Source organism: Aneurinibacillus migulanus, from assembly GCF_001274715.1.
Lineage (GTDB): Bacteria > Bacillota > Bacilli > Aneurinibacillales > Aneurinibacillaceae > Aneurinibacillus > Aneurinibacillus migulanus.
The window spans coordinates 3,578,750-3,598,656 of the sequence record NZ_LGUG01000004.1; the positions used below are offsets into that span (position 1 = coordinate 3,578,750).

Here is a 19,907-nt window from a genome sequence, read left to right on the forward strand (position 1 = left end):
CATCGTTTCTATCGAATAACCTTTCATTTCCCTTACATCCGTGTAAGGATCTAGATTTGTTTAAAAATAAAAAGCTGATTCTCCCTTTGTTGTTACGGGGAAATCAGCTTTTTAAACACCACTTCTTATTTATGTAACCTCAGCATTTAAAGCTTTTTACACCTCCAATTGCTACAATAAATGTAAAAACAATAAGCTGTGCTATAATGAACGTCATATTGATCAACCTTCAAATGTTTTGTTAATCTCATTGTATCCTGATAATACTTAAAGGAGTAATTCTAATGAATAAAATTATGATTGTTGAAGACGATACAAAAATCGCAGAGTTACTTCATTCACATATCGAAAAGTATGGGTATGAGGCTACTGTCACAAAAGATTTTAATCATGTGCTTGACTTATTCCGTAACATTATGCCGGATTTAGTGTTACTAGATGTAAACTTGCCAAGCTTTGACGGTTATTATTGGTGTCGGCAAATACGATCCATTTCCACTTGTCCCATCCTATTTATTTCGGCACGAGCTGGTGAAATGGATCAAGTCATGGCACTTGAAAACGGTGCAGATGACTATATAACAAAACCTTTCTATTACGATGTCGTTATGGCTAAAATCCGTAGCCATTTGAGAAGATCATATGGGGCGTATGCACCCAAAATGGAAGAACGTATTGTTGAACAAGAAGGTCTTATACTGTACCCCGAGCGTATGGAACTGAAACTCGGCGAGCAAATAACGACGTTAACCAAAAAAGAAGCAGTTCTTTTAGAAACACTTCTAAAACGTTTCCCCCGTGTCGTTAGCCGTGAGACACTTTTGGAAAAGCTTTGGGATGATCAATCTTATGTTGATGATAATACGTTAAATGTCAACATAACGCGCGTACGTAAAAAATTACAAGAGCTAGGGATTCATGATGCGATTGAAACAGTTCGGGGGGCCGGATATCGTTTCAATGTAACGTATTAGAATGGTGAAACATAATGAGACTTTTTTTACGAGACCATATTCCGCTTATATTCTTTACTATTGCTCAATTATTTCTTGTTCTTCTTATTTATTGGCTTGATGGTTATCGTCATCTTTCTACCGCCCTGTATTCGGTATTTTTAGGTGTTTGTTTATTAATCGGCTATTTATTGTATCGGTATTTCAGTTATCGCTCATTTTACATGCGTTTATCAGCTCCCCCTAAAAACTTAGATGAGTTCACGGAAAAAACGGGTTTTGCACCATTAGCAACAGCTCTTGATGAATTGCTTAAAACTCAATATTTACTTTGCCAAAACCAACTAAAAACGTGGGAACGGAAAAATTCTGAACATCTTACATTTATGAATCAATGGGTCCATCAAATGAAAACCCCTCTTTCTGTAATCGAGCTGATTACACAAGATGAGGATGACCCTCGTTTTGAAAGCATTGCTGAAGAAACAGATCGAATGCGCAAAGGGTTAGAAATGGTTCTATATGTTGCACGACTCGGGGTGTTCGAGCATGACTTCCGAGTTGAAAGGATTCAATTACACGAGGTTGTTCATAACGTCATTCATGAAAATAAGAAACTGTTCATTCGCAATCAGGTATATCCGGAAATAAGCATCGATCCTGCCTTAACTGTAGAGTCGGATGCAAAATGGCTCAGATTTATCCTTAATCAACTGTTATCTAACGCCATTAAGTACTCTGCAGGAAGTCGGGAAAACGTAACAGTGAACGCTTATCCAAAAAATCGTGCCGTTATCCTTGAGGTGAAAGATCGTGGAATAGGTATCCCAAAGGCTGATTTATCTCGTGTTTTTCGCCCGTTCTATACAGGAGAAAATGGACGGAGGTTTAAGGAATCTACCGGGATGGGGTTGTACCTCATCCATGAAGTATGTGAAAAATTAAATCATAAAATCGAGTTAGAATCTGAAATCAATAAAGGCACCATTGCTCGCATTATCTTTCCATATTCTAATCACTAATAAATAACCCGTATTCACTAAAAGTGATACGGGTTAACATTTTGTTTTGGGGTTAAAATTTATCGATATTATCTTACTTTTTCACTATACCTTACCAAGGGTGTGATACCTTACATCAATGTAAGGTAAATGAAAGATTTTTCGATTGGAGAGACTATAGTAAGCCTTTATGATGAACTGTAAGAACATATGAAGGGGCTGTCATTATGGAAACACAAATGCTACAGGTTCGTGGACTTAGCAAAATTTACGGTGGAAAAATAGTATACAAAGCTTTATCAGATATTGATTTAAACATCGAAAAAGGTGAATTTGTCGGAATTATGGGACCATCAGGGAGCGGGAAAACAACACTTCTGAATATGGTGTCAACGATCGATTCTCCGACATCTGGAGAAGTATTAATTGACGGTAAGAATCCGCATCAATTAAAGAAAAACGCCTTGGCACTCTTCCGCCGCCGTGATTTAGGATTTGTGTTTCAATCGTTTAATCTTCTCGATACATTAACCGTTGAAGAGAATATTGTACTTCCTCTCACATTAGATGGAATTAGCGTAAAAGAAATGGACAGTAAAGTACACGCTATCGCAAAGAAGCTTGGAATCGAACAAATCTTGAATAAACGAACATATGAAATTTCCGGTGGTCAAGCACAACGCACAGCGATCGCCCGCGCCATTATTCATGCACCTAAACTGCTGTTAGCTGACGAACCGACAGGAAATCTTGATTCAAAATCATCTCGTGATGTAATGGAAACATTAGAGACGATAAATAAGCAAGACAAAACTACAATGATGATGGTGACACACGATGCTCTAGCCGCAAGTTATTGCGACCGCGTTGTTTTTATTAAAGACGGTCGCCTATATAACGAAATCTATCGTGGCGATAATCGCCAAGCCTTTTTTCAACAAATTATCGACGTTTTATCTTTACTGGGGGGAAATTCACATGACCTTTCATCAATTAGCTTTTAAAAATGTAACTCGAAATAAACGAACATATGCCGCATACTTCTTTAGCAGTATGTTCTCTGTCATGGTCTTCTTTGTTTATGCCATATTTGCGTTCCACCCATCTTTATCAAATGAAAACCTTGGTAACTATGTTTCATTAGGGATGCGCTTTGCGGAATCGATTATTTATGTATTTTCATTTTTCTTTGTTTTGTATTCGATGAGCACTTTTTTAAAATCTCGAAAAAAAGAATTCGGCATTTTTGTCATACATGGTATTTCTAACTTTCAATTAAAACTACTCGTATTTCTCGAAAATATGATAATCGGCTTCGGTGCGACTGTTTCAGGAATTACAGCCGGGCTCATCTTCGCGAAGGCATTGCTGCTTATAGGTGAAAATGCAATAGGACTAGTAGGAAGGCTGCCTTTTTACTTTCCATGGAAAGCCATCATTTTTACATTTATTGCATTCCTTACACTTTTCCTGTTTATCTCTCTTTTTACTGCCACCATCTTACGTGGCAACAAATTAATTGATCTATTTACAGGAAGCGCCAAACCGAAACCGGAACCCAAAGCATCTATTTGGTTATCATTACTTGCAGCTGTTCTTTTAATTACAGGATATGTTATCGCCTTGCTTGTAAGAAAAGAAGGGGTTTTCTTTGCCATGATACCCGTCACAATCATCGTGTCGATCGGAACGTACTTCTTATTTACGCAGCTTAGTGTTTCAATTATTTCAGCGCTAAAGCACAACAAAAAGCTTTATCGTCATAAAACAAATATGATTGCTTTATCAAATTTGGCTTATCGTATGCAAGATAATGCACGAATCTTTTTCATTGTAACGATCGTATCAACCGTTGCTTTTGCATCTATTGGCACATTGGTAGGACTTCGCTCTATGATGATTGATAGCATGACAAGTGAAAAACCCTATGCCTTTACCTATTCATCAAAAAAGAATAATGTACAAGAAATGAAACATATCTCCCTTATTGAACACGAACTAAATAAGGAAAAACTTGAATACAAAAAATTAAACATGCCTGCAAAAAATGAAACAAGTTTACGAACAGGCAATGAAGTGACACTTGTTAAGCAATCCATTTTTAATCAATATGCCAAGAGCGAAAATGAAGAAACAGTCTTACTAAAAGGAAATGAAACGATATATCTCCCATACTCAAAAAAAGGTGTAGACCAATTTAACAAGAACGAAAAGATCACATTAAAAGAAAGCAACATTACACTTGATCCTGTTAAAGCAATAACTCATTCAAGTTTTCCGCTACGTAGAACGAGTTTTAATTTATTAGTTGTTCCTGATTTAATTTACAATAAAATGAGGAACACAGAAGAAGAAAACTACTATTTCTTTGATGTGAACAGGTGGCAAGAAACACGTTCAATCGGAAACACCCTTCTAAAACAGATCACTCCTTCACCTGATCAAGCCTATTCTTTTTCTTCGTTAGCCGTTGATATCGGAAAAACAAATGAAGGAATGAGCTTGATGTTATTTGTTGGATTGTTTATTGGAGCTGTGTTTTTTGTAGCAGCAGGAAGCTTTTTGTATTTTCGTCTTTATAGTGATCTAGACGATGATATACGACAATACAATGCGATCACTAAGCTCGGTCTAACTGAAAAAGAATTAACAAAGGTAATCACAACACAACTTGCCTTACTGTTCTTTGTACCCATTATTGTAGCTACGATTCATGGTGCCATTGCGTTAACTGCATTACAGCATATGTTTGAGTATTCACTTATAAAAGAATCCACATTGGTACTTGGAAGTTTCTTTCTAATACAAGTCTTTTATTTCTTATTTATGCGTACTCGTTATATTCATCATGTAAAACGAGCACTAATGTAATAACCATGACAGCGAACCGAGGCTATCCCATAGCCAGGACGGCAACCCAGCTTAAGCAGACACCATTCTAGGTGCGCACCCATAAAATGATGAGGTGAACTTTCTCTCTTCATTCAAAAAGAGAGCTTGCCTGACATCAAAATGGAGGAATGCACATGAAAAAATATAAAAAATCGGCACTGTTTGAGCACCGTTTCTGGCTACAGATTCTTGGTGATCATGCCCGGTTTATTCGCATGTCGCTCGCGGTGAATGAACAGCAGGAAATCGATATGGCCACCGTATTTATTCAAGGTTTTGATACGCTGTTGGAACAGGCACGCCGGGAAGATGTATCGCAGGCGGAGCTTATTGCTCTAACCAGGCAGGCATTCGAATGGACGGGGCGGTTACGCGAATATAAGCTTCATCTTTTGCGCAGACACGTAACCGGAAGCATCGGTCTTCATCTTTCTCCTACATTTTTGAATCATATGGTAAATGAACTCGATGAATACGTACGCATCCTTTCCTATCTCATACAAGAGCAATGTCCTCCGGCGTGCCATGCCGTGCACCACCATCTTTTGTGGCTACAGGATGCGGTAGGACACGCGGCAGCGATTACATGTGAAGTAGATGAAGTGGAGCGTGATATTAAGGCGCGAAGTAAAACATTCACTAAACATTTTGAGGACTTATATAGTAAAGCGGTTGAATTCGCCGGATATTTACGGACCCGCCTCTCTCAATTTCCGGCCCTTGAGCGGTTCAATAAGCAAGTAGAGTTAGAAATGTTTGTGTTTCTTCAGTTTTTGAAAGAGATTGAAGAGATGGATATTCATGCATCGTTGCTAGGAACTCTTTCTCCACTTATGCCCGATCATATGTCACGGGAAGAGTGTTACTACTTGACCAAACTGGCGGAAACTTCAAACGTAAAACAGCCCGACTGCCGTCCCGATAAACCAAGAATCGAATACAACTAATAGAATAAACTTCTTTTTTACAGCAGTCAGACCGAAATAGGGATGGCTGCTTATTTGTAGATTTCTTTAAAAACTCATGCTATAGTTTGAATATAAGAAAAATTCGAGCGAGCGTTCGCTCACTTATTAGGATAGGAGCTGAATACTATATGTCTATTTCTCCCATTCACTTTTTTCAGCGTACTTTCCCCAGTGCCAACATGATATTGCTGCATGGTAAACAACCTATTCTTGTCGATACAGGATTCGGCAGTGACATCTCCGAGACCGAAGAGCTATTGAGGGAAGCCGGGGTCAAACCAGAAAATCTCTCACTTATCGTCAATACACATTATCATAGCGACCATGTTGGAGGCAACTATACGTTTCAGACAAATTATCGTATTCCTATTGCTGCGCACTGCTGGGAAGGGGAAGTGATTAATTCTCGCGATCAAGAAGCATGCAGCGCAGAATGGCTGGATCAGCCGGTCGAGCCGTATAGAGTGAATCGCATGCTTTCTGATGGGGATGAACTTGATGCCGGCGGTGTACCCGTACAAGTTATACACACTCCTGGGCACACATTAGGGCATATTTCCTTGTATGCTCCGGCTCAACAAACCTTGATTGTCGGTGATCTTTTTCACGAAAACGATGTAGGATGGATTAACCTTTTTCGCGAAGGGAGCGGAGCGTTGCAGCGTAGCCTCATAAGCCTGGATCGTTTAGCCGCTCTTCCGATTTGCCGTGCTTATTCAGGTCATGGCCCGGCGATAGATGACCCTATTACATCCATTGATAACGCAAGAAGACGGTTAGAGAAATGGCTACATACGCCTGAGAAGGTTGCTTGGCACGGCTGCAAACGCATTTTTGCCTATGCGCTTATGATATTGGACGGTATACCCGAAGAAAAGATACATGAGTACCTTATGACCTGTGGCTGGTTCCATGATTTCAGCCGTCATGCCTTTAAAACCGAACCACACCGCTTTGTCGAACCGCTTCTTGAGGAGATGATCCGTTCCGGGGCTGCCGTCCGAGCAGATGATGGCCGATTGATCGCCGGTGCACCGTATACTTCTCCCGGATCGGAATGGTCTCCTACACTGCCTTTACCAAAGCAGTGGCCCGGTGTAGCAAATACCTCCTCCCTACTGTAACGGTTCACATAGTTGGTCAACATTACACTATTAAATATAGATAAGTCCCCCTTCTGAATAGTCTCCCGGTATGGCGGCAGGTTTGTACATTCCAGTACGACCGCCGCCATATCCGTTTCATCATTCCTTCAATAGATGATATTTCCTGATTTTGTTGTACAATATCGCAAGCGATATGCCAAGCGTACACGCCGCCTGTTTTTTTCCGTTTACGGTCGTACCAAAATGCTGCAACGCTTTTTCGATCGTTTTACGATCCAATACGCGTAGCGGGGATAGATGATGAATAATAAAAAGCATCATAATGGCTCACATAAAAACGATGATTCATAAAATTTCTTCTATTATACCCGGACACAAAATTTTTCTTGTTATTTTTTTCATATAAATAAATGGGCAGTACATCGAAAATCTCCTTTTCCTTTCCTAATGTAATACCGACTGATTACCCTTGGCATTATTTGGTATATCCTGCATAATTTTTAATTATCGAAACATTTAAAACAAAAAGCAGGGAGGAAGTACGTAATGCGCAAATCATTCTTATCCACTCTTCTTGCAGCTAGTCTGCTTGCGAGCGGCACATCTGTTTATGCAGCACCACCGGTACAAGTAGAGAAAGCAGAACATGGGCAGTCTCAAAAGTCATTCGATCAACAGATCGTAAAGCAAACCGATGCTGAAAACATGTACCGTACGATTCAACAGTTGTCCCAAGCTCCACGTGTAGCCGGTTCACAGGAAGAATTAAAAGCTGTACGCTACATCGAACAGCAATTCAAATCATTCGGCTATCAAACGAAGGTGCAACCGTTTCAATTCGAGGGGTATACCGCACCATCTGATGTAGTGGTAAAAGCGGGGTATGCCGCCATCACAGCCGAAGCCTTCACTTATTCTCCGAACGGAGAAATAACAGCGGACCTAGTCTATGTCGGGCTTGGTACGGAAGCAGATGTAAAAGGTAAGGACTTAACAGGTAAAATCGCGCTCATCCAACGTGGTGAAATTTCATTCGCTGATAAAGTGCGCAATGCCGCCAAACAAGGCGCAAAGGCCGTCATTATTTATAACAATGCTGACGGGAAGCTGAACGGTACATTAGGTGGTGCAGACAAATCCTTTGTTGCTGCAATCGGTATTACCAAACAGGACGGTGAAGCGCTGGCGGCCAAATTGAAGAACGGTGAAGCTGTAAGTGCAAGCGTAAAAGTGGCCGGAGCAAAAGTGGAAACACTAACATCGCATAACGTCATTGCTACAAAAAAACCGAACGCAAATAAGAAAAATACCGATGACATTATTATTATCGGCGCACATCATGACTCCGTACAAGACGCACCGGGCGCCAATGACGATGCCTCAGGTGTTGCCGTTACACTCGAATTGGCACGTATTATGGCTAAAATGAAAACCGACACCGAATTACGTTTCGTTACGTTTGGTGCTGAGGAAAACGGTCTCATTGGTTCTGAGAAATATGCGGCATCGCTGAGTGAAGACGAAATCAAACGCACGATCGGCATGTTCCAAATGGACATGGTGGGCAGCAAGGATGCTGGGGATCTGATTATGTATACTATTGACGGAGAGAAAAACAGGGTGACCGATTTGGGTGCTGCTGCGAGTTCTCGCCTCTCTGGAGTGCTCCCTTACGGTCAAGAAGGGCGGAGCGACCATGAATCGTTCCATGCGCTAGGCATACCAGCCGCGTTATTTATCCATGCCCCGGTCGAGCCTTGGTATCATACGAAGGACGATACTCTTGATAAAATCAGCAAAGAAAAACTGGATAATGTGGCTGATATTGTCGGGTCAGCGGTGTATCAGGCAGCCCGCCCTGGCGAACTGAATATCGAGCGGGTTGATTATCCAAAAAAAGAGGTCGAACTGGAAAACTAAATCTCACAAAAAAACAAAGCGCTCGCATGTACTTTCGTACAGGAGCGCTTTGTTCTTATGGTCGAACAATGGTTACTTTTCCATTTTCTAAATAGACAAACTGGTACGCCGGGTATACCCATTGCTCCACTACTCCTTTTTCCGTTTTCGTTTGATTAATATATTTCGGCTCACCCCAGCTCGATTTCCGCACTTCTTCCTCTGTCATACCGACTTTAGGCGCCTGCCGCTTCGCCCGCTCCGCTTGCGATTGCTTCAAACGCGCTTGCCATGCCTGCCTTATTTCACGCTTCAGCACCATAATGTCCTGGTGTAAATCGCCTCTGTATGTATCTGGAACATCATTTAATTCACTAAGAGCAGCCGCATACCTATTGATATCCGAATTCCCTGCTTTTGCGGCGGCAAATTCACGTTGGGCTTTTACATATTTGAGTAGCATATGCGCATCCTCTGTGTTATCCGCATCCTGAAGCTGCCGCTGTGCCTTGGCCCAATCCTGTTCCTTAATGCTTCTAATCGCCTGCTCATATGCCGTCTTTTCCGTATAGCTCTCTACATGACCGGATGCATATACTAGTAAGAAAATAACTCCGACACCCAGCAGAAGCCAGCGCAACCCTCTCCATTTTCCAGTCTGCGCTGTCTGATGCTCTCCCATATCGTCTCGTCTCCGTTCATTTCTGCATTTATTCAGCCTTCGACAATAGATTATAAAACACGGCGAACAGCACGCTCGCTACTCCTATGGAAAGAAGCGACCATCCCATGACCATGCCCTCCTTACACCTCTAGATTTTATTTTATATTCACTATCATTATAGATGCAACTAGCTATAAAAAAGTTGCAAAAAAGTTAAGCTTTTCCCCTTCATTCTTTCATTTCTACAGAAAATCTTTCCGTCCGAAATCCGATAAGAAAAAAAGTTTGTAAGAATAAAAGGTTTGACAGCGATACAAGAACCTGATATTCTACGGATAATTTCATAGGAAAGTCCACTGGGGGTGCCGATATGGCTGAGATAAGGTATAGCCTTAATCCCTTCGAACCTGATCTGGATTATACCAGCGTAGGGAAGTGGTATCGTTGACCGGCCATCGTCTTATACACAGATGGCACTACTTTTCTGGTCTCGTATGCCGCTCTGCTGATAGAGCGGCTTTTTTATTCGGGATGTACCCCTGGTGGAAATCTTTCTTTCTGAAAAAAATAGTTTTTAGGAGGAATTTGTTATGTTAACGTTTACTGAACAACTTCGCCAAGAGGCTGATCCGATTTTCGAGGCAATTTTCACCCATCCGTTCGTACAAGGAATCGCGAACGGTGATTTGGATAAAGAATCAATTATTCATTATGTAAAACAAGATTTTGAATACCTCAATGCATTTGCACGCATCTATGGCATCGCTATCTCTAAATGCGAGGACCGCAATGATATGGGTATGTTCGCCGAGCAGGTTTCGTTCGTACTGCATGGTGAAGCCCATCCTCACAACAACTTGTGCCGGGTAGCCGGAGTTCGCTATGAAGATGTACAAGGATACCCGCTTGCTCCGAACGCAAGCCACTACATCCGTCACATGCTGACTGTAGCACATGAAGGTACACTCGGAGAAATTCTGGCCGTACTTCTACCATGCCCGTGGACCTACCTCGAAATCGGGCGCAAGCTTGTAGATGAAGTTAAACCAACCCCTTCCCATCCTTTCTATGAATGGATTACGTTCTACGGCGAAGCATCGATGAATGATCTCACCGACCGCTTCCGTGCGCGTCTCGACCGCTGGGCCGAAGCAGCGAGTGAATCCGAAAAAGAAAAAATGAAACAGCATTTCCTGACAAGCTGCCAGTTGGAATACATGTTCTGGGATATGGCTTATACGAAGCAAGCATGGCCAGTGGCATTGGAAGAGGCGGCTACACGATGAACTGGAAAATGCGAGAAGTCGTATTAACCGTGGCGTTGTCGATTGCCTGCGGCGTCCTATATCTCGGCTGGTCCACACTCTGGCTCCCTGTCTCGGCCCTTGTAGGGCCGGTTGGGGCCGAGGTCATGTTCGGGGTCTGGGTGTTGGCAAGTCCACTTATCGCCTTTATCATTCGTAAGCCAGGGGCTGCACTTATCGCCGAAGTATCTGCTGCTGCTGTTGAGGTGTTCACCGGTAGCCACTTTGGCCTCTCTTCTCTGCTAATCGGCTTTTGCCAGGGACTGGGTGCAGAGATGGCGTTCTTCTTATTCCGTTATAAAAAATATTCGCTGTCCACCCTCATGCTCTCAGGTGCATTAGCGGCAGTAGGCAGCATGGCGTATAGTTTACTGGCCAACGGATTTGGCTATTTTACTCCAGGCGTGCTGGGTGCCACATTCGCGCTACGTATCATAAGCGGTGCCATTCTGGGTGGATTGCTCGCAAAGCTAATTGCCGAATCGCTTGCGAAAACCGGAACTCTTCAGCAATACGAAATCATGCGACAACGCAGAGAACAGCAAGGTGATACGTATGGCTCCGTATCTGGCATGTAACGATGTATCTGTCCGTTTCTATGGAGCACCTTCTCTTACATTACGAAATGTGACCATCTCGGTGCAAAAAGGGGAAAAAGTATTGCTGCTCGGTCCGAGCGGCTGCGGCAAATCAACGCTCTTATCCGTATTATCCGGTATTATTCCCGGCACCATTGAAGCGGAGGTCACCGGCGATATCATACGGCCTGCCTCCGTCGGCGTCATGTTTCAAGACCCGGACGCTCAATTCTGCATGCTTACTGTCGGAGACGAAATTGCCTTCAGCCTCGAAAACCGTGCCATCCCACGGAACGAGATGGACGCGCGTATCGATGCGGCAATGAGACAGGCGAACCTTTTCGTGCCGAAGGATACGCTTATCGAGACACTATCTGGCGGTATGAAGCAACGTCTAGCGCTCGCCTGCCTGCTGGCCCTCGAAGCGGACGTATTATTTCTTGACGAACCGACAGCACAGCTCGACCCACAGGGACGACAGGATGTGTTTTACTTGCTCAAATCGATAGCTGCATCCGACATGACGATGGTATTCGTGGAACACGTGCTGGACGGTCTCATCGATTGGATGGATCGCGTCATTCTTCTGGATGCTACGGGAAACCTCATCGGAGAGGGTGCACCGCAAGACGTCCTACGCCGATATAGCAAAGAAATCGAGGCCGCCGGCATCTGGCGGCCCCGTCTCTTCCCGCACACGATGGACGAAGTGAGTGCCGACTCCTCCCACACGCTCCAAATCACCTGGCGCGACTCACTCAAACAAAGCGAAAAGCGCGCCCAGACGCCCAGACAGGAGAAACCGGACATCTGCAATGTGCGCGATCTTACCATTAGCTACGGTAAAACGAATGTGCTAGAGCAAATTTCGTTTGACATTAAGAAAGGGGAATGGATAGCCATTGTCGGGGAGAACGGTGCAGGCAAAAGTACGCTGTTAAAAGCGCTGGCCGGACTGGAAAAGGGACGACGGGGCGACATCTATATCCAAGATCGCCCTATCCGCAAATGGCCAGCCACAAAGCTGTATGAGCAGGTCGGATTTGTATTTCAAAATCCTGAACTCCAATTCGTTACGGATCGGGTATACGATGAAGTCGCCTTTGGCGGGCGTATCCGCAAATTTGATGAATCAGTACTCAGCGAGAAGACACATCGCCTGCTGCAGGAATTTTCCTTGGATGCACACCGAGATGCACATCCATTCACCTTAAGTCAGGGACAGAAGCGGCGTTTAAGCGTAGCGACCATGCTTTTGTTCGAACAAAAGCTCCTGTTGCTTGATGAACCGACTTTTGGACAGGATGAGGCTACATCTAATCAATTGCTTGCCCGTCTTATGCAGCGTAAGAAGCAAGGTACAGCCATCGTTATGGTGACCCATGATATGGATATAGTGGATCAATATGCAGACCGTGTACTTTGGGTTTCAGACGGTACTATTCGTTTTGATGGGGCCCCTTATCATCTGTTCTCTTCCGAAGAAGAGATTCCCGGTCTCATTCGCCCGCTATCATACGAATGGGAAAGGAGGATGCGTAATGAACGGTACCAGCACCCGATTGGCACGCGTTAATCCGGCTGTAAAATTAACAGCACACCTAGTAGTTATGCTATTTTTGATGATGATCGCGGACCCTGTCACCTCCGCCCTACTATGGATACTTTCCATTGTTATAGGCGTACTCCTCGGCGGCTGGAATATACAGTATATTATTAAACGTATTGTGCCTTATTTTGCTTTTTTTCTGCTCGTGTTCTGGATGCTGGCCGCCTTCGGCAAAGGTGAGCATATTGTATGGGAATTCGCCTGGTTTCGCATTACAGAGGAAGGCATATACAACGGATTGACCATTGCATTTCGCATGCTTGGATTCGTCACATACGGTCTGCTCTTTACGTCTACTACTGATACAACCCAGCTTGTAATGAGCATGATTCATCAGTATCGCCTTTCTCCAAAGTGGGGATATGGATTGCTTGCAGGATTACGATTCATCCCCCTATTTCAGAGTGAATTGGCACAGATGAAAGCTGCGCACAAAATCCGTGGATTCCATGCACAAGGAAAACTAAAATCATTCGCCCGCTATACGCTTCCCTTATTCACTCAGGGCATCCGCAAAGCAGAACGCGTGGCGGTCGCAATGGAGGCTCGCGGATTCGATGGTGCCAAACCTCGTACGTATTATCATGTGCCTACCATCCGAGGAATGGACTGGATGTATTGCATTCTCCTCTTCACGGCGGTTCTTGGTCTTACCGCACTATCCTTTTCATTTGGCTGGCTTCATTGGGCCTGGACCGGAAACAGCGCATAACCAAGCGTAACACAATATATCTATAATAAAAGGAAAAGGAAGCATCCGACTTACCTGGACGCTTCCTTTTCCTTTTTCCCGGTCTAATGGGCAGTAAGATCTCGATAAGTGCAACTAACCATCATCAGGGAAGGTTATTCCTCCTCTGATGATGAAAGCTTTACTTTACGATTAGTAGTTCATGTATTGCTCGCGCTCCCACGGATGAACCGTTGTGCGGAACATATCCCACTCGATTTCTTTTGCTTCTACAAAGTGCTCCAGTGCATGCTCACCCAATGCTTTGCAGATGACTTCGTTCGCTTTCAGATCTTCAATTGCTTCTTTTAGCGTTGCAGGAAGGCTATCAATGCCCGCTTCTTTACGCTCTGCTTCATTCATCACATAGATATTGCGATCTACTGCGGCTGGAGCCTGGAGTTTGTTTTTCACACCATCAAGACCTGCAGCCAGCAGAACTGCCAGTGCCAGGTACGGATTTGCTGCCGGATCCGGATTACGCACTTCGATACGGGTACTCATACCACGGGAAGCAGGAATACGGATAAGCGGGCTGCGATTTTGCGCAGACCATGCCACATAGCAAGGCGCTTCATAACCCGGAACCAAACGCTTGTAAGAGTTTACGGTCGGGTTGGTGATGGCAGCAAAGCCACGTGCATTTTTCACGATACCTGCCAGGAAATGCATGGCTGTCTCGCTTAAGCCAAGCTCTGTGGAAGGATCTTCGAATACATTCTTGCCATTAGAGAATAAGGACATGTTGCAGTGCATACCCGATCCGTTAATACCGAACAACGGTTTCGGCATGAAGGTTGCATGCAGACCATGTTTACGAGCAATTGTTTTAACAACGAGTTTGAATGTTTGGATTTGGTCAGCTGCTTCTACCGCACTCGCATATTTAAAGTCGATCTCATGCTGGCCTGGCGCTACTTCATGGTGAGATGCTTCAATTTGGAAGCCCATTTGCTCAAGCGTCAGTACAATATCGCGGCGGCAGTTCTCACCGAGATCCAGAGGAGCAAAGTCGAAATATCCACCCTGGTCATTCAATTCATTGGTCGGCTGCCCTTTCTCATCAAGCTTGAACAGGAAGAATTCCGGTTCCGGTCCGATGTTGAAAGCGTTAAAGCCGAGGCTTTCCATATCTTTCAGTGCGAATTTCAGGATTTGACGGGGGTCCCCCATAAAAGGCTGACCGTCTGGAGTATAGATGTCACAGATAAAGCGTGCAACCTTGCCTCCCTCTGTCGTCCAAGGGAAGATAACGAATGTATCAACGTCTGGGTACAGATACATATCAGATTCTTCGATGCGCACAAATCCCTCGATGGAAGAACCGTCGAACATCATTTTGTTGTCGAGCGCTTTCTCAAGCTGACTGACCGGAATTTCTACGTTCTTAATGGTTCCGAGCAAGTCTGTGAACTGCAAGCGGATGTATTTTACGTTCTCTTCTTTTACCAAACGGTAAATATCTTCTTTCGTATACTTTGCTGCCATCTCCAAACTACCTCCTTAAGTTCTCTCCTTAGCAAGGAGACTCCCTGTATATTTTTATAAGTTATTAATGGAAGAAGCGGGAAAGCTCCCCCCGATTAAGCAACGTTTGTCCCGGTCGGCTCGTGAACATCTGTTGCTTTAGCATGTCGCGCAGTTCACGGTCGGTCAATTCTTTGCGCTTCTGTTCAATTTTCTCGTCAAGCACATTACTATCGTGTTTGCCTTCCTGCTTCATCGCAAGTACCTGCTTGATACCGGCAATGTTGAGCCCTTTTTCAAGCAGCGCCTTAATCTCTAGCAGGCGATCTACATCATTGAAGGAAAACAGGCGCTGATTGCCTTTCGTGCGCTCCGGAGCAATTAACCCCTGCTGTTCGTAATAACGGACCTGACGCGCAGTTAATTCCGTCAACTGCATAACAATTCCTATCGGAAAAAGGGCCATATTACGGCGAATTTCATCTTTCATACCATATCTCCTTTTACCGGTGAATCTCCTTGCTTCCTTGGTTTCATTCTACACATGTCAGCTTTCCTCGTCAATAGATGTTAGCTAACTTTACATATATTTTTTCGGATTTTTTTAGATTTTTAACAAATTCTTTTCTACCATGTCATTTAACGCGGTCAATATACCCACTTTTACGTGCGAAGCAGTAAGTCCCCCCTGCACAAATCCAAGATAAGGTGGGCGAAGCGGACCATCGGCAGACAATTCAATGCTTGCCCCTTGAATAAAGGTACCAGCGGCCATAATTACAGGATCTGCATAACCCGGCATATCGCCTGGCTGTGGTACGACGTGCGAATCGACAGGAGATGCCTTCTGAATACCCTGACAAAATGTCACTAGACCTTCAGCCGTTCCAAATTCCACGGATTGAATTAAGTCTGTACGCGGAGCGTCCCACCGCGGATTCGTCTTGAAGCCAAGCCTTTCCAGAAGTCCGGCGGTAAACACAGCACCCTTCAACGCTTCTCCTACTACATGCGGGGCAAGGAAAAATCCCTGGAACGTCTCCAGCGTACCATACTGAGTCGACCCGATTTCCGCACCTAATCCCGGAGCCGTCATACGATAGGACGCCATCTCCACCAGATCTGCACGGCCCGCAACATAGCCGCCGCTTTTCGCTAGGCCGCCTCCCGGATTTTTGATAAGCGAGCCAGCTATAATATCAGCACCAACTTGAAGCGGTTCTCTTTCTTCGGTAAACTCACCATAGCAATTATCTACAAACACAATAATATCCGAACGAATGCTCTTTACAAACGCAATCATTTCCTCGATTTTGGCGATAGTAAATGAAGGACGGTCTGCATAGCCACGCGAGCGCTGAATGCCAATGACTTTCGTATTCTTATGTACTGCTTGGGCGATAGCCTCTTTATCGATATCTCCTTCGGAATTCAACGGTACAGCGGTATAGCCCACACCAAACTCTTTAAGCGACCCCTTGCCATGCCCACGCGCTCCGACGATTTCTTCAAGCGTATCATATGGAGCACCGGTAATGTATAACAGCTCGTCCCCCGGTCGCAACATACCGAACAACGCGATAGCAATCGCATGCGTACCGCTCAAAATATGTGTACGTACCAGCGCCGCTGCTCCGCCGAATACCTCCGCATACACCTTCTCTAACGTTTCTCGGCCCATATCATCGTATCCATAGCCGGTTGACGGCGCAAAATGGAAATCACTCACCTGATATTTTTGAAAAGCGCGTAATACTTTAAATTGATTGTAATCGGCCATTTTTTCAATTTCACGCAGACGTGGTCCGATTTCCGCTTCTACTCTTTCTACATATGATGCCAATTTTTCTCCATGCTTCAAATACGAAAACACTATATCTACCCTTTCCATGTAAATTGCATTTACTGATTGAACATATGTGGGGCCGTGCGGGGCAGGAACGAAGAAGACGAGGGGGAAGCGTCCTGCAGGCAGGACGCCATACCTTCCATTATACCTGTCGCCTCACAAAAATCGAGGCTCTAATAAGAAAAACTCACGAAAGGAACGTAACAAGCTCAGGAGAAAGCTGCTCAATCCCCTTTCCCTTTACCTCAAGTTCATAATACATACCATCCTCACCGATTTTCTCACGTAGTACATGCAAATTACGGCGTACAAGAGCATATAAATCGCCGCGTTCTGTCGGCAACCGCAGTACATATCGATTGTACTGGCTTTCAATATGCGCTTCGATGGCCTGCAGTAGACGCTGCATATCCTCTTCTACGTAGGCAGAAAGATATAATACTTTGCCAGATACCGCAGAAATAGGCCGTTCTTCTACCCTATCCATCTTATTGAATACAGTTAGACGAGGAATGGATTCGGCTCCAAGCTCAGTCAGAACCTCATCAACTACTTCCATATGAATCTGGTAATCAGGATGGGATGCATCGATGACTTGCAGAATCAAATCCGCTTCCGCCGCTTCTTCCAGCGTAGAACGAAATGCGGCAACCAGCTGGTGTGGAAGGTGCTGGATAAAACCAACGGTATCCGTTACGATAATTTCTTCACCGCCCGGTAAATTCACACGACGCGATGTCGGGTCCAGCGTAGCGAATAGCTTGTTTTCTTCGAGAATGCCCGCATCAGTCAGACGATTGAGAATGGTCGATTTGCCCGCATTCGTATAGCCCACGATTGCTACCTGAAATACGGCGTTCTTCTTACGACGCTCACGATATAATTGACGATGTCGCTTCACCTCGGCCAGATGGCCCTCAATTTCGCTGATACGACGACGGATGTGTCGACGGTCTGTTTCCAGCTTCGTTTCCCCCGGTCCCCGGGTCCCGATCCCGGCACCGAGCCGGGATAGCTCGGCCCCTTTTCCTGTCAGGCGGGGCAAGCGGTACTGTAACTGGGCAAGCTCTACTTGCCACTTACCTTCTCGCGAACGGGCGCGCTGTGCAAATATATCAAGAATGAGCTGCGTTCTGTCGATGACCTTACACTCGATAATGTGCTCCAGGTTACGGATTTGCATTGGTGTTAGCTCATCATTAAAAATAACAAGATCTGCCTCCAGCTCTTGAACTAGTACATTGATTTCCTCCACCTTGCCTTTACCGACATACAGGCGGGAATCTACCTGATCACGTCCCTGTGTCAACGTGGCGACGACTTCCGCCTCCGCCGTATGTGCCAGCTCGGCCAACTCCTCCATCGACAGTTCGAATTGACGCTGGTCCCCACTCTTTTTATAATAACCGACTAATATGGCACGCTCGGTTTTTTGTTCATCTACAATGTGTATCGCAAACGCCTCCTTAATGAAATAAAGCGTAAAATCTCTCGTCTACGCGCCATGTTGCGCGAAAGCACTTTATTATTATACCATTTTACCGACTTTCCGAACGGGAAAGCCCCTCACCTTTAGCCGTGGGAGTGGTCAACAAAACATAGCCCTTCGATAATAAGCAGGCTCTACGCCTTCGCTTCCTGCTACGCAATGATGTATACTTATTTCATAAAACAAGCAGCTATTCGATTATCCTCTAACAATTCGGAAGGGAGGCGGTATTACGTGGCTTTCGGTATTACACGCGCAGAACTTGCCGCCTGGAAAGCAAAAGTGCGGCAAGGAGAGGTATCACTTCTAACCCATTTCTGGCTGCATCCGCGCTACCCGAACATCAAAACGGTCACGAAAGCGGGATGCGCCGATTTGAATGCTCTACTCACCTGGGGAGAGCCATATGGGCTTGAGAGAAAGCACCTGCATCTGCGTAATGAATTTCCACACTTCGACTTAATCGGAGACAAGCAAGGGGAAATTCTAGCGCGTGAAGGATTATGGGATCAAATCATTCGGTTCCGCATACAGGTACAGACAGATAAGCAGTCTTAATTCTTTTGCAACCTTTCCCGTCACCGTACCGTCATACAGATGACTACACGGACAAAGGGGAGAAGAACGATGACTATCTCAAAAAGCATGAAAACTTTAGGCTGCACAGCGTTGCTTGGCGCTGTACTATTCACAGGAGCAGCATTCGCTCCGGCTGCCTACGCTGCGGCTGAACCACAGAAGAGCGCTGTAAGCACAGTAGGACTACGCACAATTACTGTGAGCGGCTATGGTGAGGTGACAGTGCAGCCGGATGTTGCTTATATCCAGTTGGGCCTCAACACCACCGGCAAAACCGCTCGAGAAGCGCAGGAGAAGAATGCTGTACAATTCAAAGCCATAAAGGCTGCATTGGAAAAGCGACATGTGCCGGCCAAAGATATTCAAACCGTCCGTTTCTCTACGATGCCGGACTATTCATGGGATAATAATAAACAACAATTAAAGGGCTACCAGGTAGAGCAGATTATTCAAGTAACCTATCGTGACCTAGCAGGAGTCGGTCCGCTGATGGATGCAGCGACGGCAGCCGGAGCGAACCGGATTGACAACGTCTCGTTCAGCTCTGAAAAAATAGAGGGGTATCGATTAGATGCGACAGATGCGGCACTTGATAATGCCCGCCAGAAAGCTGAACGCATTGCAAAACGTGCAGGTGTAACAATTAAAGAAGCCGTACAAATCTCAGACGGCACTTCACCAACACCGCCTATTATGTATACTCAGGCACGTGCAGATAGCATATCCACAAGCGAAAAAGCCTTAAGCAATGGAAGCCAGGTCTATCCAGGTGAGCTAAAGGTGGGAAGCTCCGTTACTGTCACGTACTCCTACTAAATC

At 44.9% G+C, this 19,907-nt stretch carries 19 protein-coding genes and 1 riboswitch; of the genes, 13 read left to right on the plus strand and 6 right to left on the minus strand.

Annotated features, from left to right (window positions below; all coding sequences use genetic code 11):
• Positions 1-284: 284 nt before the first annotated feature.
• The 6 genes from AF333_RS18900 (at position 285) to AF333_RS18925 (ending at position 6,938) form a co-directional block, all read left to right on the plus strand.
• On the plus strand, positions 285-974 hold the full coding sequence (locus tag AF333_RS18900) for a response regulator transcription factor (protein ID WP_043063319.1): 690 nt from the start codon (positions 285-287) through the stop codon (positions 972-974).
• Positions 975-988: 14 nt separating this feature from the next.
• The gene (locus tag AF333_RS18905; protein WP_043063320.1) at positions 989-1,975 is read left to right on the plus strand and encodes a sensor histidine kinase; all 987 of its coding nucleotides are present in this window, start codon (positions 989-991) and stop codon (positions 1,973-1,975) included.
• 206 nt (positions 1,976-2,181) lie between these two features.
• Positions 2,182-2,958 carry an ABC transporter ATP-binding protein gene (locus AF333_RS18910; RefSeq protein WP_173585706.1) on the plus strand — a complete coding sequence of 259 codons (777 nt, stop codon included), beginning with the start codon at positions 2,182-2,184 and terminating at the stop codon, positions 2,956-2,958.
• Positions 2,933-4,825 carry an ABC transporter permease gene (locus tag AF333_RS18915; RefSeq protein ID WP_043063321.1) on the plus strand — a complete coding sequence of 631 codons (1,893 nt, stop codon included), beginning with the start codon at positions 2,933-2,935 and terminating at the stop codon, positions 4,823-4,825. The genes AF333_RS18910 and AF333_RS18915 overlap by 26 nt, the downstream gene beginning before the upstream one ends.
• 155 nt (positions 4,826-4,980) lie before the next feature.
• Positions 4,981-5,793, plus strand: coding sequence for a DUF2935 domain-containing protein (locus AF333_RS18920; RefSeq protein ID WP_139189022.1), 813 nt, complete (start codon positions 4,981-4,983; stop codon positions 5,791-5,793).
• 149 nt (positions 5,794-5,942) lie between these two features.
• Positions 5,943-6,938, plus strand: a complete 996-nt coding sequence (locus AF333_RS18925) for an MBL fold metallo-hydrolase (RefSeq protein ID WP_043063323.1) — start codon at positions 5,943-5,945, stop codon at positions 6,936-6,938.
• 120 nt (positions 6,939-7,058) lie between these two features.
• Here AF333_RS18925 and AF333_RS18930 read toward each other — a convergent pair whose 3' ends face one another.
• Positions 7,059-7,241 (minus strand): helix-turn-helix domain-containing protein, encoded by a 183-nt coding sequence (locus tag AF333_RS18930; protein ID WP_043063324.1) that lies wholly within the window; start codon positions 7,239-7,241, stop codon positions 7,059-7,061.
• Positions 7,242-7,466: 225 nt separating this feature from the next.
• Here AF333_RS18930 and AF333_RS37210 point away from each other — a divergent pair, with 225 nt between their 5' ends.
• Positions 7,467-8,840, plus strand: a complete 1,374-nt coding sequence (locus AF333_RS37210; protein ID WP_043063325.1) for a M28 family peptidase — start codon at positions 7,467-7,469, stop codon at positions 8,838-8,840.
• Positions 8,841-8,895: 55 nt separating this feature from the next.
• Here AF333_RS37210 and AF333_RS18940 read toward each other — a convergent pair whose 3' ends face one another.
• A complete protein-coding gene (locus tag AF333_RS18940) occupies positions 8,896-9,501 on the minus strand; it encodes a hypothetical protein (protein WP_052520356.1) in 606 nt (201 codons plus the stop codon).
• 330 nt (positions 9,502-9,831) lie between these two features.
• Positions 9,832-9,934, plus strand: a riboswitch (TPP riboswitch).
• 139 nt (positions 9,935-10,073) lie between these two features.
• Here AF333_RS18940 and tenA point away from each other — a divergent pair.
• Genes tenA through AF333_RS18960 form a run of 4 tightly spaced genes read left to right on the plus strand, consistent with a single transcriptional unit; the run spans position 10,074 to position 13,686 of the window.
• Positions 10,074-10,769 carry a thiaminase II gene (gene tenA / locus AF333_RS18945; protein WP_043063326.1) on the plus strand — a complete coding sequence of 232 codons (696 nt, stop codon included), beginning with the start codon at positions 10,074-10,076 and terminating at the stop codon, positions 10,767-10,769.
• Positions 10,766-11,365: an ECF transporter S component gene (locus AF333_RS18950; RefSeq protein WP_043063327.1), complete on the plus strand. Its 600-nt coding sequence runs from the start codon at positions 10,766-10,768 to the stop codon at positions 11,363-11,365. Before tenA ends, AF333_RS18950 begins: the two co-directional genes overlap by 4 nt.
• The gene (locus tag AF333_RS18955; protein WP_043063328.1) at positions 11,343-12,941 is read left to right on the plus strand and encodes an ABC transporter ATP-binding protein; all 1,599 of its coding nucleotides are present in this window, start codon (positions 11,343-11,345) and stop codon (positions 12,939-12,941) included. The genes AF333_RS18950 and AF333_RS18955 overlap by 23 nt, the downstream gene beginning before the upstream one ends.
• Positions 12,907-13,686: an energy-coupling factor transporter transmembrane component T family protein gene (locus AF333_RS18960; RefSeq protein ID WP_043063329.1), complete on the plus strand. Its 780-nt coding sequence runs from the start codon at positions 12,907-12,909 to the stop codon at positions 13,684-13,686. The genes AF333_RS18955 and AF333_RS18960 overlap by 35 nt, the downstream gene beginning before the upstream one ends.
• A 171-nt stretch (positions 13,687-13,857) precedes the next feature.
• Here AF333_RS18960 and glnA read toward each other — a convergent pair whose 3' ends face one another.
• The 4 genes from glnA to hflX form a co-directional block, all read right to left on the minus strand.
• Positions 13,858-15,192 (minus strand): type I glutamate--ammonia ligase, encoded by a 1,335-nt coding sequence (glnA, locus tag AF333_RS18965; protein WP_043063330.1) that lies wholly within the window; start codon positions 15,190-15,192, stop codon positions 13,858-13,860.
• A gap of 64 nt (positions 15,193-15,256) precedes the next feature.
• Positions 15,257-15,661: a MerR family transcriptional regulator gene (locus AF333_RS18970; protein WP_043063331.1), complete on the minus strand. Its 405-nt coding sequence runs from the start codon at positions 15,659-15,661 to the stop codon at positions 15,257-15,259.
• A gap of 114 nt (positions 15,662-15,775) precedes the next feature.
• Positions 15,776-17,044 (minus strand): methionine gamma-lyase family protein, encoded by a 1,269-nt coding sequence (locus tag AF333_RS18975; RefSeq protein ID WP_043063332.1) that lies wholly within the window; start codon positions 17,042-17,044, stop codon positions 15,776-15,778.
• Between the two features lie 163 nt (positions 17,045-17,207).
• Positions 17,208-18,467 (minus strand): GTPase HflX, encoded by a 1,260-nt coding sequence (gene hflX, locus AF333_RS18980; RefSeq protein ID WP_043063333.1) that lies wholly within the window; start codon positions 18,465-18,467, stop codon positions 17,208-17,210.
• A 276-nt stretch (positions 18,468-18,743) separates the two neighbouring features.
• Here hflX and AF333_RS18985 point away from each other — a divergent pair, with 276 nt between their 5' ends.
• Positions 18,744-19,067, plus strand: coding sequence for a hypothetical protein (locus AF333_RS18985; RefSeq protein WP_043063334.1), 324 nt, complete (start codon positions 18,744-18,746; stop codon positions 19,065-19,067).
• Between the two features lie 69 nt (positions 19,068-19,136).
• Positions 19,137-19,904 (plus strand): SIMPL domain-containing protein, encoded by a 768-nt coding sequence (locus AF333_RS18990; RefSeq protein WP_052520355.1) that lies wholly within the window; start codon positions 19,137-19,139, stop codon positions 19,902-19,904.
• Positions 19,905-19,907: the final 3 nt, after the last annotated feature.

Bases quoted from the DNA above. Each gene is read 5' to 3' on its own strand.
- AF333_RS18900 (WP_043063319.1), top strand. From the start codon at position 285: ATGAATAAAATTATGATTGTTGAAGACGATACAAAAATCGCAGAGTTA.
- AF333_RS18905 (WP_043063320.1), top strand. From the start codon at position 989: ATGAGACTTTTTTTACGAGACCATATTCCGCTTATATTCTTTACTATT.
- AF333_RS18910 (WP_173585706.1), top strand. From the start codon at position 2,182: ATGGAAACACAAATGCTACAGGTTCGTGGACTTAGCAAAATTTACGGT.
- AF333_RS18915 (WP_043063321.1), top strand. From the start codon at position 2,933: ATGACCTTTCATCAATTAGCTTTTAAAAATGTAACTCGAAATAAACGA.
- AF333_RS18920 (WP_139189022.1), top strand. From the start codon at position 4,981: ATGAAAAAATATAAAAAATCGGCACTGTTTGAGCACCGTTTCTGGCTA.
- AF333_RS18925 (WP_043063323.1), top strand. From the start codon at position 5,943: ATGTCTATTTCTCCCATTCACTTTTTTCAGCGTACTTTCCCCAGTGCC.
- AF333_RS18930 (WP_043063324.1), bottom strand. From the start codon at position 7,241: ATGATGCTTTTTATTATTCATCATCTATCCCCGCTACGCGTATTGGAT.
- AF333_RS37210 (WP_043063325.1), top strand. From the start codon at position 7,467: ATGCGCAAATCATTCTTATCCACTCTTCTTGCAGCTAGTCTGCTTGCG.
- AF333_RS18940 (WP_052520356.1), bottom strand. From the start codon at position 9,501: ATGGGAGAGCATCAGACAGCGCAGACTGGAAAATGGAGAGGGTTGCGC.
- tenA (WP_043063326.1), top strand. From the start codon at position 10,074: ATGTTAACGTTTACTGAACAACTTCGCCAAGAGGCTGATCCGATTTTC.
- AF333_RS18950 (WP_043063327.1), top strand. From the start codon at position 10,766: ATGAACTGGAAAATGCGAGAAGTCGTATTAACCGTGGCGTTGTCGATT.
- AF333_RS18955 (WP_043063328.1), top strand. From the start codon at position 11,343: ATGGCTCCGTATCTGGCATGTAACGATGTATCTGTCCGTTTCTATGGA.
- AF333_RS18960 (WP_043063329.1), top strand. From the start codon at position 12,907: ATGAACGGTACCAGCACCCGATTGGCACGCGTTAATCCGGCTGTAAAA.
- glnA (WP_043063330.1), bottom strand. From the start codon at position 15,192: ATGGCAGCAAAGTATACGAAAGAAGATATTTACCGTTTGGTAAAAGAA.
- AF333_RS18970 (WP_043063331.1), bottom strand. From the start codon at position 15,661: ATGAAAGATGAAATTCGCCGTAATATGGCCCTTTTTCCGATAGGAATT.
- AF333_RS18990 (WP_052520355.1), top strand. From the start codon at position 19,137: ATGACTATCTCAAAAAGCATGAAAACTTTAGGCTGCACAGCGTTGCTT.